15 protein-coding genes are annotated in these 15,045 nt (G+C 62.2%); 3 read left to right on the plus strand and 12 right to left on the minus strand.

The window, feature by feature from the left end; all coding sequences use genetic code 11:
• Positions 1 to 45 precede the first annotated feature (45 nt).
• The 4 genes from OB905_01920 to OB905_01935 form a co-directional block, all read right to left on the minus strand.
• Positions 46 to 327, minus strand: a complete 282-nt coding sequence (locus OB905_01920) for a hypothetical protein (protein ID MCU4924741.1) — start codon at positions 325 to 327, stop codon at positions 46 to 48.
• Positions 324 to 1,670, minus strand: a complete 1,347-nt coding sequence (nrfD, locus tag OB905_01925) for a polysulfide reductase NrfD (protein MCU4924742.1) — start codon at positions 1,668 to 1,670, stop codon at positions 324 to 326. Before nrfD ends, OB905_01920 begins: the two co-directional genes overlap by 4 nt.
• A complete protein-coding gene (locus OB905_01930; protein MCU4924743.1) occupies positions 1,667 to 3,310 on the minus strand; it encodes a 4Fe-4S dicluster domain-containing protein in 1,644 nt (547 codons plus the stop codon). The genes nrfD and OB905_01930 overlap by 4 nt, the downstream gene beginning before the upstream one ends.
• 194 nt (positions 3,311 to 3,504) lie before the next feature.
• Entirely contained in the window at positions 3,505 to 4,143 is a 639-nt protein-coding gene (locus tag OB905_01935; GenBank protein ID MCU4924744.1) for a helix-turn-helix domain-containing protein, read from the minus strand.
• A gap of 143 nt (positions 4,144 to 4,286) precedes the next feature.
• Here OB905_01935 and OB905_01940 point away from each other — a divergent pair, with 143 nt between their 5' ends.
• From OB905_01940 to gatA, 3 genes are all read left to right on the plus strand, one after another.
• A complete protein-coding gene (locus tag OB905_01940) occupies positions 4,287 to 4,820 on the plus strand; it encodes a cob(I)yrinic acid a,c-diamide adenosyltransferase (GenBank protein ID MCU4924745.1) in 534 nt (177 codons plus the stop codon).
• Between the two features lie 122 nt (positions 4,821 to 4,942).
• Complete coding sequence (gene gatC / locus OB905_01945; protein ID MCU4924746.1) at positions 4,943 to 5,221, plus strand: Asp-tRNA(Asn)/Glu-tRNA(Gln) amidotransferase subunit GatC; 279 nt, start codon at positions 4,943 to 4,945, stop codon at positions 5,219 to 5,221.
• Between the two features lie 2 nt (positions 5,222 to 5,223).
• A complete protein-coding gene (gatA, locus tag OB905_01950) occupies positions 5,224 to 6,540 on the plus strand; it encodes an Asp-tRNA(Asn)/Glu-tRNA(Gln) amidotransferase subunit GatA (GenBank protein ID MCU4924747.1) in 1,317 nt (438 codons plus the stop codon).
• Positions 6,541 to 6,855: 315 nt separating this feature from the next.
• Here gatA and OB905_01955 read toward each other — a convergent pair whose 3' ends face one another.
• The 8 genes from OB905_01955 to OB905_01990 all read right to left on the minus strand — a co-directional run bounded on the left by OB905_01955 (position 6,856) and on the right by OB905_01990 (position 15,030).
• Positions 6,856 to 7,929, minus strand: coding sequence for an AI-2E family transporter (locus OB905_01955; protein ID MCU4924748.1), 1,074 nt, complete (start codon positions 7,927 to 7,929; stop codon positions 6,856 to 6,858).
• Between the two features lie 402 nt (positions 7,930 to 8,331).
• On the minus strand, positions 8,332 to 8,763 hold the full coding sequence (locus OB905_01960; GenBank protein MCU4924749.1) for a hypothetical protein: 432 nt from the start codon (positions 8,761 to 8,763) through the stop codon (positions 8,332 to 8,334).
• Between the two features lie 420 nt (positions 8,764 to 9,183).
• Positions 9,184 to 9,534, minus strand: a complete 351-nt coding sequence (locus OB905_01965) for a MarR family transcriptional regulator (protein MCU4924750.1) — start codon at positions 9,532 to 9,534, stop codon at positions 9,184 to 9,186.
• Between the two features lie 75 nt (positions 9,535 to 9,609).
• Entirely contained in the window at positions 9,610 to 10,359 is a 750-nt protein-coding gene (locus tag OB905_01970; GenBank protein MCU4924751.1) for an NRDE family protein, read from the minus strand.
• A 25-nt stretch (positions 10,360 to 10,384) separates the two neighbouring features.
• On the minus strand, positions 10,385 to 11,962 hold the full coding sequence (locus OB905_01975; protein ID MCU4924752.1) for an acyl--CoA ligase: 1,578 nt from the start codon (positions 11,960 to 11,962) through the stop codon (positions 10,385 to 10,387).
• Positions 11,962 to 13,032: an o-succinylbenzoate synthase gene (gene menC, locus OB905_01980; protein ID MCU4924753.1), complete on the minus strand. Its 1,071-nt coding sequence runs from the start codon at positions 13,030 to 13,032 to the stop codon at positions 11,962 to 11,964. Before menC ends, OB905_01975 begins: the two co-directional genes overlap by 1 nt.
• Entirely contained in the window at positions 13,029 to 13,967 is a 939-nt protein-coding gene (locus tag OB905_01985) for a 1,4-dihydroxy-2-naphthoate polyprenyltransferase (GenBank protein ID MCU4924754.1), read from the minus strand. The genes menC and OB905_01985 overlap by 4 nt, the downstream gene beginning before the upstream one ends.
• Positions 13,968 to 14,106: 139 nt before the next feature.
• Entirely contained in the window at positions 14,107 to 15,030 is a 924-nt protein-coding gene (locus OB905_01990) for a 1,4-dihydroxy-2-naphthoyl-CoA synthase (GenBank protein ID MCU4924755.1), read from the minus strand.
• Positions 15,031 to 15,045 lie beyond the last annotated feature (15 nt).

The following is a 15,045-nucleotide window of genomic DNA, read 5'->3' on the forward strand; positions in this document are numbered from 1 at the left end:
AAACCGTATCCAGCCGAAATCAGCTCCGGGAGTTGCTTTCCGGAGTCAGTAGAACAGAATGCCGACCAGTTCCATCTGCAGGAACATCGCGACCCACAGACCGATAATGAGCCCAAAGAAGATGCCACAGCCAAGCAGCGCGGTCTTTAGGTCTCGTGGCTTTCCGAGGAACCATGCGGCGAGCATGACGTACACCGGGACCAGAATGACTCCGAAGATCAGGAAGGTTCCGATGTTGGGGAAGCCAGTGACGTTGGTTCCCTCTGCACCGTGGGTCATGAGTATCTCAGAGAGTGCCAGTGCCGCCTGTGTCGACGTAATACTCATGCTTCCACCTCCGTCTCGGCGTCACCGTGTGCGTGGTCCTCGTTTAAGTGTTCGATCGCGTGGAGTTCGACGACAGGGACGATCTTTGCGACAACGAGGAAGATCAATGTTACCATGCCGATCGTTCCCAGAACCGATGCCATCTCAATCAGACTTGGCCAGTACTCGCCGGGAGTGGCTTGGTAGATCCCCATCGTTGGGTACATCAGGCCGGCGACGACGAAGTAGACCTTTTCGACGAGCGTCGCGGTGAGAACCACGACACTCGCCACGATAGCGCGCGTCTTCGTGAACAGCGACGGTCGGACCGCCTGCGCGAAGATGTACCCCAGCGTGATCAGGACCATCCCGATCGGGATCAGGTACGCCGGGTGGGACATCTTCGAATCGAAGGTCTGGCCCTGGTCAATCGGCGCGAGGAATCCGCCGCTCATCAGCTGCTGGAGTTGGAGCCAGAGGAACAGCAGCGAAAAGAACCCAAGCCAGAGAGTCAGTCCGCGGAAGACGTCGTCGGTGATAATGTGATCCCAGTCGTAGGCCGCGCGGAAGGCGTAGGAGAGCACGATGACGCCGCTGATAGCCGAGGTGAGCGCGATCGTGAGGAACTGCGGCCCCTGTACGGCACTAAACCAACCGGGCATCGTCGGGATCAGGGCGAACAGCCACGGGATCACGCCGCCGTGAAGCAAGAGCGGCGCGAGGATGATGATCGCCAGTGCGAGCCACCAGACCATCCGTTCAACGACCTTGTCCTCTTTCTCGGTGTAGCCGATGGTGAGGACTTTGTAGATCGGTGAGAAGTGGTCTGGAAGCTGGTCGCGAAGGCGTGTAACGTCGTACCGAAGCGTCAGTGCGAGATATGTCGCGGTCAGCACGAGGTAGAGCGTGATGACCGTCACGTCCCACACCAGCGGCGAGTTGTGGACGGTGATGTGGTAGTGGCCGATGATGCTGGTGACCATCCGGTCCGGTCGGCCCATGTGGACGATGATGTAAAAGCCAGCCGCAGAGAGGCCGGCGATCGTCAGCAGTTCAGCGAGGCGGGCGACCGGCATGTACCGGTCCATCCCAAGGAGTCGGACCGCAGCAGAGAGGATAATCCCGCCGTGGGCAATTCCGACCCACCAGATGAACGCGCCGATGTACAGTCCCCAGGTGACGCCGCCACCGCTACCCCAGTCAGAGAGGCCGGTGACAGACATCCCCTGCTGGAGCTGGTACGTCCAGCCGATGAGGAAGATGCCAAAGGCAATTGCTGCCGCGCCGAAGAGGTAGTAGTACCGCTTTGACGTGTTCTTGATCGGCCGGAGGATGTCCTCCTCACTCGGCGTTTTAGTGCTCATAACGGCAGGCCTCCGGTGATGTAATCGAAGTCGACGGTGTCTTCGTCAGTGACGTCCTTGCGCGCGTCAGCCAACTGCCCTTCTTCGCCGTCGGCGCGGTCGAAGGTCACGTTCTCGTAGACAACCGAACCCTGGACCTCTTCTGGCGGAACCTGCTCGGCTCGTGGGCCTGGTTCGTCACCCATGTAGAGGACGTTCGGGTTGGTTCCGTACTCCTCTAAGAGCTTGAAGGTCGACGTGGGCGACGGTGCGTTGTGTCCGGTGCTGTCCTGAACGAAGGTGTCGAGGATGTGTCTCGCTTCCGTCTCGACGTCGTCATCTTCGTCGATGTCGAGGTTGTCGAGTACGTCGTCGCGGTCGAGGTCGCTGTTTTCGAGCATTGCGACGATCTCGGTTTGCCGGACCTCGAAGCGGCGGCTCGTGCGATACTCGTCGAGAGCATCCGTGTCGTCGGGATCGAACGGTGGGTCGTCCCAGTCGAACTCGAGGAGCAACGCGACGGCCTGAATGACTTCGACTCGCTCATCGTCGTCGATGTCGTCGAGTTCGGCCTCGGTATCGAGGTCTCCCGCAACGAACCGCAGCGCGCGCCCCATCGACGGGTTGTCGGCGTACTGCTGTGGGTCGCTGGTCTCGTCGTTCATGTTCCCGAACTGGATCGCTTCGGGCGGACAGGCGTCCTGACACGCGGTCGTACCGACCATGCCGTCACCCATGTCGCCGTCCTGTCGGGTCGGACACATCGTACACTTACTCATGACGCCGCGGGGGGCCCGACTGTCGACGGGGCGCCCGCGCTTGTCGTAGATGTGGTCGCCCATGCCCTGCTCTTCGTAGTGCTCGACGATGTCGTCCTGGGAGACGTCCGGTTCGTCCCACTGGAAGTAGTTGACGCCGTACGGGCAGGCGACCTGACAGTATCGGCAACCGATACAGACGTCGTAGTCGGTAAGCACGAGTCCGTCACTCTGTCGCGTGTGTCGGGCCGTCGTCGGGCACACCTTTTCACACGGCGCGTCGGTACAGTGCTGACACGGGCGGATGAGTCGCCCGCGACTGGCGTTCATGTCCTCGTCGGGATCCTCGTAGTCGAGGATGTACATCCAGTTGACGCCGCTGTCTAAGTTGTTCTCTTCGGAACAGGCGGAGACACAGGAGAGACAGCCGTCACACTGCTCTAGGTCGAGCACCATCCCCCACTGGGTGTCGCGCTCGTCGGCGGCGGTCTGGTTGTCGTCGACGTTCAGTTCCCGGTCGCCGTCGTCAGCGGTTGCCCAGGCACCGAGCCCGACGAACGCGGCTCCGGCGCCCATCTTCTTCATCACTTCACGGCGATCCATGTCGCCGTCCTCGAAGGCCTCGAGAGCGCTGGCGATCGAACCGCCCTCACCATCTTCGGCTTCGAGTTCCTCGAGTGCCTCGGCCGTCGGCCGGTCATCCTGGCCGAACTCTTCCATCACGGCGTCGTGATACCGATCGTGGAATTCGGCCTCGGAGAGATCGCCCTTCGTGACGGCCATTGCATCCTCGGCCATCTCGAATCCGAGCTGGGTGTCGTACTCGGTCTCGTCGAGCATCGACTCGAGCTCGTTCTCCCAGTTTTCCCCCATCGGGTGGAACGACTCGTCGTCCGCACTCATCGGGAGAAAACACCTCCAAGACGCGACCGTCCGAACTGGCTGTGACGTGTTCGCACGCGGCTACATACGGTCATTTGTGAGTCCTCTAGGGGGACTCACCACTGTGTAGTTTTGTACCATCACGTCGATTTCCAGCCGACGAGAATAGGGACGAACATGTTCGAGCATACATATTGGCTTGCGTTGATGGGTCGTTACGTCGACGATCGCCCCTCGACGAACTGCTTGACCACTGCCTCCTCTGCCCGATGGAGTGTCTCGCTGCAGGTCGACTTTGCAATGTCGAGATGATCGGCGAGTTCGGTCAGCGTACATTGGCGCGGCGTGTCGTAATAGCCCTGCTCAACCGCGGTTATGACGATATCGAGCTGTCTGTCCGAGAGTCGATGTCGGTCGTAGATTGGCTCTCGTGCGTGTTCGATCCGATACTGGATACCGACGCGCTCGAGTCGGTCGGCGAGAGCGGCGAGTTGGTCTCGTGAGCCGACAACGTCGAGTTCCGCCTCGCCGTCTTCGACGCGGGCTGGCAGCCGAATCGGGAGTTCCGAGGCGTCCGGCGAAAAGAGCACCAGCGGCGCGTTCGTCTCGAAGTGAACCGTCGCTTCGTCGCTGTGGTGTTCGGTAACCACGTGTAGCTCGCGCAACTGGTCATGTGCGTCCATGGCCTCGACGACCGTCGGCACGTCCGGCCCGGTGATCCGGCTGACGACGAACCCGAACTCCGGGCCGGGGACTGCCGCGAGGATTCGAAACGTCGTCTCCGAGTGCGCCCTCGAAAGTTGCGTGATCCACATCGATTCGGGCAGCGTAATCCTGAGCGTTGCTTCCACCATTTACCGGAGAGACGGTTTCGAACGTACGAATATGTTCGGTCCTGTGCTGCCGCATTCGGTTCCCCGGAGTCGGTCGAATGGAACGCGTCCTGATCGGCCGTTTCCCGATACGGTTTATACTCATCGGCCGACACAGACTCCGTATGGACATCTACACGGGTCGCGGCGACGAGGGCCAGACCGATCTCCAGACGATGGATCGCATCTCGAAGGCCAGCCCCCGGATCGAAGCGTACGGAACGGTCGACGAACTCAACGCCTTCCTCGGATCGACGCGTCCGGCGCCGTACGACGATCTGGAAGATCGCCTCCGAGAGATCCAGAACCACCTCCACATCGTACAAGCCGACTTCGCGAACCCCGATCTCGACGCTGAGTGCCCCCGAATCGATCCAGACCACATCTCGCAACTCGAGGACTGGATCGACGAGTACGATTCCGATCTGGAGCCGTTGACCTCCTTTATCCTCCCGAGTGGCGGTGACCTGGGGAGTCGTCTTCATCACGGGCGGACCATCTGCCGGCGCGCAGAGCGTCGTGCCGTCGCACTTTCCAATGAGGCCGATATCAACGACCACGCCGTCACCTACCTGAATCGCCTCTCGGACGCCCTGTTCGTCTTCGCTCGCCTTGCGAATGCGCGTGACGACGTGTCAGAGGAAGAGCCGACGTACTGATCCGCCAGAGGAGGAGTTGACGGACTCATCCCGCCGGGATCCGGAACTGTCGGAGCGGTTTCGAACTCGTCGACGCCGCTCGTATCGAAACGCTTACTCCCGACAGGGCGGTTCGACTTCGTATGAGCGACGACGCCGTGAGCCCCGAGGAGGTCCGCCACGTCGCCGAGTTGGCCCGAATCGATCTGGAGGACGATCAGGTCGATCAGTTCAGCCGGCAGTTCGCAGACATCCTCGAGTACTTCGAGACCCTAGACGAGGTGCCGTCGGTCGATCGCGAGGCCGACCTGACGAACGTGATGCGACCCGACGAGGTCCGCGATTCCTTAGCAAGCGATGACGCGCTTGCGAACGCGACCGAAACCGAGGACGGCTACTTCAAGGGGCCGAACGTCTCCTGACCATGTCTGGCAACATTTTCATCACCGACGAGCGGATCGACGGCGACGGCGACGGCCCCCTCGCGGGGCGGACGGTCGCCGTCAAGGACAACATCTCGACAGCGGGGCTGCGGACGACCTGTGGCTCACAGATGCTCGCCGACTACGTCCCGCCTTACGACGCCACCGTCGTCTCCCGACTCAAGGAGGCAGGAGCGACGATCGCCGGCAAGACGAATATGGACGAGTTCGGGATGGGGACGACCACCGAGACCTCCCACTTCGGCCCGACCGACAACCCCGCTGCGCCGGGCCATGTCCCCGGGGGCTCTTCGGGCGGCTCCGCTGCCGCCGTCGCAGCCGGCGAGGCCGACCTCGCACTCGGCTCCGACACCGGCGGCTCGATCCGCTGTCCGGCTGCCTTCTGTGGCGTCGTCGGCATCAAGCCCACCTACGGGTTGGTCTCGCGATACGGGCTCGTCGCCTACGGCAACAGCTTGGAGCAGATCGGCCCGTTCGCGAACTCCGTCGAGGACGCGGCGGCACTGCTCGACGTCATCGCCGGGCCGGACGAGCGCGACGCGACGACGCGCGAGGCACCCAGTGCCTCGGATAGTCGAGCGGACGACGCCCGGGCCCGCAGCGAGGGCGAAGGCTCCGCGTACGCCGCCGCGGCCGACGGCGACGTCGACGGGCTCACGATCGGCATCCCGACGGAGCTCGTCGAAGGCGCCGACGAGGGCGTCCTCGAGGCGTTCTGGGACGCGATCGACGAACTCGAAGACCGGGGCGCGAAGTACCGCGACGTCTCGCTTCCCTCCGTCGAGCACGCCGTCGAAGCCTACTACGTGATCGCGATGTCGGAAGCCTCCTCGAACCTCGCCCGGTTCGACGGCGTCCGCTACGGCCACGACGCCGAGGCCGACGGCAACTGGAACGAGCGATTCTCACAGACCCGCAAGGAGGGCTTTGGCGACGAGGTCAAGCGCCGCATCCTCCTCGGAACCTACGCCCTCTCGGCGGGTTACCACGACAAGTACTACAAGAAGGCACAGGACGCCCGCGCCTGGGTCAAACAGGACTTCGACGAGGCGCTCTCCGAGGTCGACGTACTCGCCTCGCCGACGATGCCCGTTCCGCCGTTCGAACTCGGCGAGAGTCTTGACGATCCGCTCCAGATGTATCTCGCGGACGCGAACACGGTTCCCGTCAACCTCGCGGATCTCCCCGCTATCTCGGTTCCGATCGGCGAGACCGACGGTCTCCCCGTCGGCCTCCAGTTCGTCGGCCCCGCATTTGGTGAGGAGAGGATTATTCGGGCTGGCAGCGCGCTGGAGTAACTGCCCTCACCTATTCTATCGTTGGTTGCGCGTCGTTTTCAAACCGCGTTCTGAACGGATAGTCCCCATTCGATCACTACGCGTGCGAATGTATCGCCAGATAACCTTCCAGTTGCGACAGATTTTCGTAGGGTCGTGCAAGAAGCACAGTGCAAATCTAGCATAACAGCAATCCCTGAGTGTGGGAATTAGATTCGTTTAACATGGAGGGTGTTTCCCACCGAATTAGCCTCTCTCCAGATCACTGAGACGGATGGTTCTGTCACCGTTCATGGAAACCGCCACAGTTCTAGTACTGGAACGTGACCATTCCTTTCAATCGGGGAGAATTTTCGGTAGTTGGATCCGCAGAAATTGAATGGTGACAACCATGATGAACGGGCCGAGGAATATCCCATACCACCCGAAAATTGCTGGTCCCAGGAGATACGCGAACATGACCATCCCCGTGTGAAAGAGACGTCCGGAAAGGAAGGGCCGGACATACGTCCGGATGATGTTGTCGAAGAGGACTCCCATCACTACGTAGAATATGATCGGGAACCAAATATATGACAAATTTGTTTGGAAGGCTACGACAGTGAGATAAAGAACGATCGACCCATACAGCAGATTCCGACCGAGGAGTGGAATCACTGAAATCAGTCCAGTGACTAAACCGAGAAGTATCGCATGAGGGATTGCGAGACCTGGCGGAGCAACGAGATTCAACACGTTATAGATAAGTGCGGCCACAAGACCGATCACAATAATAGTAAGCGTATATCCAAAATAGACCGAAGCGAGCCCTCGATCAACCGCTTTCAAATATTCGTACACGTTTGACTCCCGCTTTACAATGGTGGATCGAAACCAGGAAGTGATTCTTCGCTCGTCTCGAATCAGGAAAAACGCGAAGATGAATGTGATCAATGCGTTGAATACTTGTCCAGTAAACGTCCCGACGAACCCGATCACCAACGGAGCAAACGTGGCGATGGTTGGATCGCTCCGTAGGGTTTCAATGAACGCGTAGAGTTCATCCTCACTTGTGGGGAGTGTCTCTATATCAAGCCCGGGAAATAGCGTTTCCAGTACCCCTTCGACGTCCGTCGCCTCTATCGCTGCAAGCTCTGCAAGTAGTAAAACGATTAACACCCCCAGAACTGCGACGAATGGCAATATAACCAGACCAAGTGAAAGGAGAGCAGAGAGTCCCGGTGAAACGCCTTGCTGTTGAAGACGTCTGGCAACTGGCCGCATGACGTAGTAAAGGAAGAGTCCAAACACAATCCATCCAAGGTAGGTGTGCAAGGCCACAACGAGGACAAGTGCAAGAGCGAGCGCGAAAACCCACCAGCCGATCGTCTCAGAGGGTCCTCCGCCGTTCGAAGAATCGCTCCATCTCATAAGATACGAAAATCATGGTTTGGATCCACATAAGTAGCGTCAATCTACCAACGGCTAATCGGTCAGCTACGGCTCAAAAGCGGACAGCGTGGCTCAAATGAGTTTGTTCATGCGTATTCGAAACAGAATGGTATTCAATTGATCATGTTTGGAGTGTAATTTCCATCCGGCTCCATAACCAGTTGGATTTATAAAATAATCTTAATATAAGCGTGTGAGAATAAAATACTCTCGTGCTGGATATATCCTCTGCATGTTTTAGGCTAATTCTGACAATTTTGGTAACGGTGATTCAGCACGTGATGAATCCACGGCACGAATCAGTCACGGAGGGCAACTGCTACATACGGATTTAGGATTGGTTGATGTGGATCGAAACAACCCGACAATCACTCCGGAGGTTCAGGCTGAACCATGGGATTGAATCCACCAGTGAAGTTGTTCTTCGGGGTGGTTTCGGTCGAGATGTTCCCCGAGGAGTACTCCAGTTTCGAACTCCTGGCTACAGATATTGCAGTAATAGTGATGATTGCGCCACGGGGTAGACTCTTTCGTGATGTCACCTGGTGCGTGTTCGGTATGTGAACCGTCGTTGCCAAAGATCGACGACCGGATTAGCATAGATAGTCGATCAAAGTGCAGAAATTTCGGATGGTCAACGATGAGTTCAGAAAGGATGGCAAAGGGGATGGCGATTAGAACAACTACGATGACGATGTCGGTAGAAAGCTCTGCATCAGTTGCAATTAGAACCGCCAGAATATCTTCAGTCACTCCAAAAACTATCCCGATTACAAAAAACTCCAACAACCGTTTGAGTCTACCGTGATCCATGAATTGTTATCCGATTGCGATAGCTTACCACGTTCGGTCGGTAATAAGTATCGTGCTGAGTGAGAGCCTATACAGTCGGAACTGAAGTCGGTCAAATTTCTCAAAGTGAGAGATCTGATCGACAGCCACCGCACAGTCTGTACGCTTACGAATTGTCGGATTCTGTTGATTAAATCGGAACGAATGCAATCGCAGTGATGCACTCACATTCTATAGTCAATAGGCGACTTTTCGCAGATCCAAGAGAGATCGATAGTGGATCCGGTAACTGCTCGACCTACACTGACCGCGAGTTTCGCGTAGCTTTCGAATATGCGCTACTGTTTTAATTTGCGTAGCGCTTACGACCGTCTTCGGAAGAATGGACCACCAACGGCTCTTGGACGGTTCGATCGAGAGTGCTGGAAAAGACCGACGCGACTACTCCTGGTAGGCCAGGTTCATGATCCACTGCGAGAAGGCGTCGCTGTTGGGATCGACCTCCTCCTCGCCGATAAACGGCGAGAGCATGTCGCCGGCCATCAGCAGTGTGAAGTCCAGATCACGGGCGGTCGGCGTGATGTAGTAGGTGTTGTGTCCGCCGTAGACCGCGTCCTCGCGGTCGACGAGTTCCTTCTCGACGAGCGATTCGACGATTCGGCTTCCCTTTCTCGAGGAGACGTCGAGTTCCTTCCAGAAGTCGCTCTGGTGGATGCCGCCGGTCTCGCGGACGAGTTCGAGCCCGGCGCGCTCGTCCTCGGATAGTTCGGCTTCGAGGGCTGAGAAACTCATCGGACCCACCTCGCGACCACGGTCGAAACGAGAGACGGCGCTACGCACATACCACAACGACAGTCGGGAAGGCGCTTAAATGTGGCCTTCGCGGTCGATGGAGACCGGTTCGTAGGGAGTCGAACACGGCGCCCCGTCCGCGAACAGGTACCGATCTTCGGACCCGAGTGCGAGCAACGACGACGACCGGGTGCCGAACCCGTCGCCGTGAACGCAGGCGCCGTACTCGTGGTCGCCGAGGACCGACCGAGCCCGGTCGAGCCACGACGTGAGGTCTTCGACTGGTTCGGGCTCGAGTTCGGCCCGAATCGCGCCGGCGCTGTCGGCCTGCAGTCGGGCGGCTTCCACTCGCGACCGTGGCACGTCGACTGCGTCGTCGACGGCGACATTGACCACCACGTGGACGCCCGGGTCGAAGGCGATTCGTTCGAGGTCACCGTCCCAGGTGTAGCAGACGGCCGTCTCTGCGTCGGCCACGACGAGACTGAACCCGTCGTACTCGTCGCGCTCGACAGCGGCTTCGATCCGATCGGCGGCTACCGCTGCGGTCGGCGCCGCGAGCGCATCACCGACGAGCAGCCCGCGGGAGCGCTCGCTCCCGAGATCGGCGTCGGTCCACCGGTTGGTGATCCCGGCGAAGACGCCATGCTCATTGTACCCGATCCAGGTGCCTCCGGCCTCGGTGTCGCGGGGGGCGATAACGAGAGGGGCTTCGCGATAGACGGCCGGCCGGGTCGACGGCCTGCCGACGGCCTCGTCGCGGTTGGCCGCGACGGCAACCGGTGCGTCGGCGAACACCTGCCAGGCGAGAACGAGGGTGCACACGGTCTCCAATTGAGTCGCGAGTGGCTTAACTCGTCTCCTGGGGTTCCACTCCGTCGTACTCGAGACGCTTTCGGACCGCTTCCCGGTCGACGGTCCCCGACGGCGTCCGGGGGAGCTCTTCGGTGTATCCGACCGTCTTTGGCCGTTTGAAACCGGCAAGACGATCCTCACAGTGGTCGAAAACCGACTCCAGAGACGGACATGGCGTCGCGTCCTCAGCCCCATCCGCGTTCCGCATTTTGGTTCCGGACGCAGGCACCACCAGCGCGGCGACGCGCTCACCCCATTCGGGATCTGGGAGGCCGACAACGGCCGCGGTGCGAATCTCGGGGTGGCTCTCGAGGGCGGCTGTCACCTCCTCGGGATCGACGTTCTCGCCGCCGGTGACGATCCGGTCGCTTCGCCGGCCCGTAATTCGGAGTCGACCGTCCACGTCACGAGAGCCGAGGTCGCCGGTCCGGAGGCCGTTCTCGCAGAACGCCGTCGCCGTCGTCTCCGCGTCGAGGTAGCCGGGAGAAACTGTCGGCCCGGAGACGACGATCTCGCCAGTCTCGCCGGACCCGAGTGGCTCGCCCGTCGCGTCGACGATCGTCACCTCGGTTCCGAGGAGTGGCTGGCCGACGGTTTCGGGGTGGTCGCGGACCTCGTCGGGCGTCGCAGTCGCGACCTGGGAGGCGGTCTCGGTCATCCCGTAGGTCGGATAGACCGGTACGCCCGCGTCCAGACACCGCTCTATCAGCGCTTCGGACGCGGGTGCGCCCCCGAGCAGTACGAACCGCAGCGACTTCGAGGGCGTCCACCCCGCGTCGAGCAGCCGCTTACACATCGTCGGCACGAGCGAGACGCCTGTGATTTCGTGCTCCGCGAGGATGTCGGCGGTCGCCCGCGGCTCGAACGAGCGCTGGATCACGAGGGTGGTGCCGTACAACGTCGTCCGGATGAGGGGCGCGAGTCCGCCCATGTGGTACATCGGGAGCGCACAGAGCCATCGATCGGCTGGGCAGACGCCGAGTCGGAACGCCGAGGCGGTCGCGCTCGCGACGAGGTTTCCGACCGTGAGCCGGACGCCTTTCGGTCGGCCCGACGTGCCAGAGGTAAACGAGAGGAGGAACGTCTCGTCGCGCTCTCTGGGGACCGGCTCGATCGCTGGCGGCTCGTCGGTCATCGGTTCGTCAGCCGTCAGTTCGTCGCCAGCTTCGCCGTCCGGAACGAGGTCGTCGATCTCTCGGACGGGGACGTCCGCGATCGCCGCAGCCGCCGACGTCGTCGCCGACTCGCAGACGATCAGGTCGGGATCGATCCGCTCGCCGACCGCCGAGAGTTCGCTTCCCGTCTCGCGGGTCGAGCACGGTGCGAGCACTGCGCCCGTCCGCATCGCGGCGAAAACGAGTCCCGCGAACGCCGGCCGGGTGCCGACGACGGTCGCGATCCGATCGCCCCGGAAGACCCCAAGGTTCCGGACCATCCCGTCGACGTACCGGTCGAACTCCCAGTAGCTCCACTCCCGGCCTGTTTCGACGTCGACGACGGCGGTTCGCTCCGGCGTCGCCTCTCGCCGGTGGCGCAGCAGGTCCCTTGTCGGCCAGTCGACTGGCGCGTCCATCACTCCTCCCAGAGGTCCGAAACCCCAAGACCCTTCGCCTGCGGAACGACCGCCGCGCCGTTCTCGAACAACACCGGGTCGCGCGCGAGATCGGTCGCGAGCCGGTCGCCGGTCGCCAGCCCGCAGGCGGGCACGTCCGGGATCGCGGCGGCGAGATGCACCGCGCCCGTCCTGGCGGCGACCGCGTCGATCGTCGTCGTCACGATCGTCTTTACCCCGAGCTGGCTGGTCCAGATCGCGATATCTCGCGCGCGATCGACGCCGCCAAGTGCCATTGGTTTCAGGACGAGCGCGTCGGCCGCCCCCGAGCCGATGATCGCGTCGACGCCGTGCTCGTGGACGCCCTCGTCGAGGGCGATGTCGACGCCCTGATCGCGCAACGCGGCGTGGCCCTCGAGTTCGTCGGCCGGCAGCGGCTGCTCGAGCAGCGCGAGATCGTGCTCGGCGAACCCGGAAACGGCCTGCCGGGCCTGTTCATCGCTCCAGGCACCGTTGGCGTCTGCTCGCAGTTCGATCTCGGGGCCGACCGCCTCTCGCACGCGACGGATCCGCTCTACGTCCGCCTCGACGGCGCGCTGGCCAACCTTCAGCTTGCAACACCGAAAGCCGCGCTCGACGGCCCGCTTGGCGGCCGCGACGGTCTCGTCGGGTCCGCCATCGCCAAGCGTTGCGTTGGCCGGGACGCGGGCGACCATCGATTCGGCGCCGAGGTGGCGATACAGCGGCGTCGAGGCGCGCGTCGACCGCAGGTCGGCGAGCGCAAGCGTCACCGCGTGGCGGGTCGCCGGGATATCGTCGACGGCCTCGACCGCGGCGAACGCGCCCTCATCGATCGCTGTAGTGGCCCGCTCGAGGGCGCGCTCGCAGTCGGCGAGCGGTTCGGTCCAGCCCGGAAGCGGGGCTGCCTCGCCATAGCCGACGGTTTCACCGTCGTCGATCCTGACGAGAAAGCCCTCCCGGCGATCGATCTTCCCGGCGGCGGTCTCGAGGGGATCGGACAACTCGAGTGAGAACTCCCGGTACGCGAGGTTCAGGTCGCGCTCGTGATCTGGATCGTAGGTTTCAGTCACGCAAGCACCACCCCGGCGGCGAACAGCGCAGCGTAGAGTGCGAGCAGCTTTCCGGTCGCCTCGAGGGCGGGGTTCAGCGCCTTCCCGTCGGTCCGCGCCAAGACGGGTCGGGCGACGACCGCGGCGAAGGGGAGCGTCACCAGGGGGGCGAGCACCGCCGGCCCGAAGCCGGCCGCGAGCCAGAACCAGACCGGAACGAGGTACGCGAGCGCGAGCAGCCCGACGTACTGGAGTCGGCTGGCGCGGTAGCCAAGACGCACCGCGAGCGTCCGCTTGCCCGTCTCACGGTCCGTCTCCAGATCGCGGACGTTGTTGACGACCAGAATCGCGGTCGCGAGCGCCCCGATGGGGAGGCTCGCGACGAACGCCTCGATCGGGATGGTTCCCGGAGGAATCGTCGTCGTCAGGGGTTCGGCGAGCGTCGCGGCCGCCTGCACGTAGACGGTCCCCATCACGGCGACGACCCCGAAGAAGACGAAGACGAAGACGTCGCCGAGTCCGTGGTAGCCGAGGGGGTAGGGGCCACCGGTGTACGCCCAGCCACAGAGAACGCTCACGAGTCCGATCGCGAGGATCGGGAGGCCGCCGACGTAGACGAGGTAGGTGCCCGAAAGGATCGCCAGCCCGAAGGTGACGACCGTTGCGAGCTTGACTCGTTCGGGCGGAATCAGTCCCGCCTGGGTCACTCGCGTGAAGCCATCTCGGTCGTCCGTGTCCGCGCCGCGGACGGCGTCGTAGTAGTCGTTCGCGAAGTTGGTGCCGACCTGGATCAGGGCCGCGCCGACGAACGCGAGAAGCGCCGGTACGGGTGCGAACACGCCCTCGTGGACGGCGATCGCCGTTCCGACGAGGACCGGCGCGGCGGCCGCCGGCAGCGTCTGCGGGCGGGCGGCCATCACCCAGGCTCTGGTCCGCGAGACCGTGGCCGTACTCATTGGTCTCGTCTCCGACACGCGGGAGTGTCAACGTTGGCATTGCGGAGCGGAACGGTCCGGTTGACTGACCGCCGGATCTCGTTCCGATCAGCAGTGCCGTGGACGTCGTTCCGGTCAGTAGTGCCCGGGTCCCTCTTGATCAGTAGTGCCAGGGGAAGTCATCGAAGTCGGGATCACGGCCCTCGAGGAAGGCGTCTCGGCCCTCCGCGGCCTCGTCGGTCATGTAGCCGAGCCGAGTCGCCTCGCCGGCGAACACCTGCTGTCCGACCATGCCGTCGTCGGCCATGTTGAAGCCGTACTTCAGCATCCGCATCGCCGTCGGGCTCTTCGCGTTGATCCGTTCGCCCCATTCGAGGGCCGTCTCTTCGAGTTCCTCGTGGGGGACGGCCTCGTTGACCATCCCCATCTCGGCTGCCTCCGCGGCGGAGTAGGTCTTTCCGAGGAAGAACACCTCGCGGGCTTTCTTCTGGCCGATCTGTTTGGCGAGGTACGCCGAGCCGAAGCCGGCGTCGTAGCTCGCGACGTCCGGGTCGGTCTGGAGGAACTTTGCGTGCTCGTCGCTCGCGAGCGTGAGGTCACAGACGACGTGCAGCGAGTGGCCGCCGCCGACGGCCCAGCCGGGGACGGCGCAGACGACGATCTTCGGGAGGTGGCGGATCTGGCGTTGCACGTCGAGGATGTGGAGGCGTCCGGGCCCAGGGGCGGAATCGGTGCGTTCCTCGGCGTCGGCCGCTCCGTGATCGGTGTTCTCCTCTGCGTACTGGTACCCGTCTTCGCCCCGGATCGACTGGTCACCGCCGGCACAGAACGCCCAGCCCCCGTCCTTCGGGGAGGGGCCGTTCCCGGTCAACAGGACGCAGCCGACGTCGGTCTGGCGCTTGGCGTGGCTCAACGCTTCGGAGAGTTCGTCGACAGTTTCTGGCCGGAAGGCGTTGCGGACCGCGGGTCGGTCGAACGCGATCCGCAGCGTTCCCGAGTCCACGGCACGATGGTAGGTCAGGTCACGAAAGTCGAAGCCTTCGACCGGCTCCCACCGGTCCTCGTCGAAGAGTGCCGAAACCATACCTGAGATCCGGAC

This window comes from Halobacteria archaeon AArc-dxtr1 (assembly GCA_025517425.1).
Classification (GTDB): Archaea; Halobacteriota; Halobacteria; order Halobacteriales; family Natrialbaceae; genus Halostagnicola.

Bases quoted from the DNA above. Each gene is read 5' to 3' on its own strand.
- OB905_01920 (MCU4924741.1), bottom strand. From the start codon at position 327: ATGAGTATTACGTCGACACAGGCGGCACTGGCACTCTCTGAGATACTC.
- nrfD (MCU4924742.1), bottom strand. From the start codon at position 1,670: ATGAGCACTAAAACGCCGAGTGAGGAGGACATCCTCCGGCCGATCAAG.
- OB905_01930 (MCU4924743.1), bottom strand. From the start codon at position 3,310: ATGAGTGCGGACGACGAGTCGTTCCACCCGATGGGGGAAAACTGGGAG.
- OB905_01935 (MCU4924744.1), bottom strand. From the start codon at position 4,143: ATGGTGGAAGCAACGCTCAGGATTACGCTGCCCGAATCGATGTGGATC.
- OB905_01940 (MCU4924745.1), top strand. From the start codon at position 4,287: ATGGACATCTACACGGGTCGCGGCGACGAGGGCCAGACCGATCTCCAG.
- gatC (MCU4924746.1), top strand. From the start codon at position 4,943: ATGAGCGACGACGCCGTGAGCCCCGAGGAGGTCCGCCACGTCGCCGAG.
- gatA (MCU4924747.1), top strand. From the start codon at position 5,224: ATGTCTGGCAACATTTTCATCACCGACGAGCGGATCGACGGCGACGGC.
- OB905_01955 (MCU4924748.1), bottom strand. From the start codon at position 7,929: ATGAGATGGAGCGATTCTTCGAACGGCGGAGGACCCTCTGAGACGATC.
- OB905_01960 (MCU4924749.1), bottom strand. From the start codon at position 8,763: ATGGATCACGGTAGACTCAAACGGTTGTTGGAGTTTTTTGTAATCGGG.
- OB905_01965 (MCU4924750.1), bottom strand. From the start codon at position 9,534: ATGAGTTTCTCAGCCCTCGAAGCCGAACTATCCGAGGACGAGCGCGCC.
- OB905_01975 (MCU4924752.1), bottom strand. From the start codon at position 11,962: ATGGACGCGCCAGTCGACTGGCCGACAAGGGACCTGCTGCGCCACCGG.
- OB905_01985 (MCU4924754.1), bottom strand. From the start codon at position 13,967: ATGAGTACGGCCACGGTCTCGCGGACCAGAGCCTGGGTGATGGCCGCC.
- OB905_01990 (MCU4924755.1), bottom strand. From the start codon at position 15,030: ATGGTTTCGGCACTCTTCGACGAGGACCGGTGGGAGCCGGTCGAAGGC.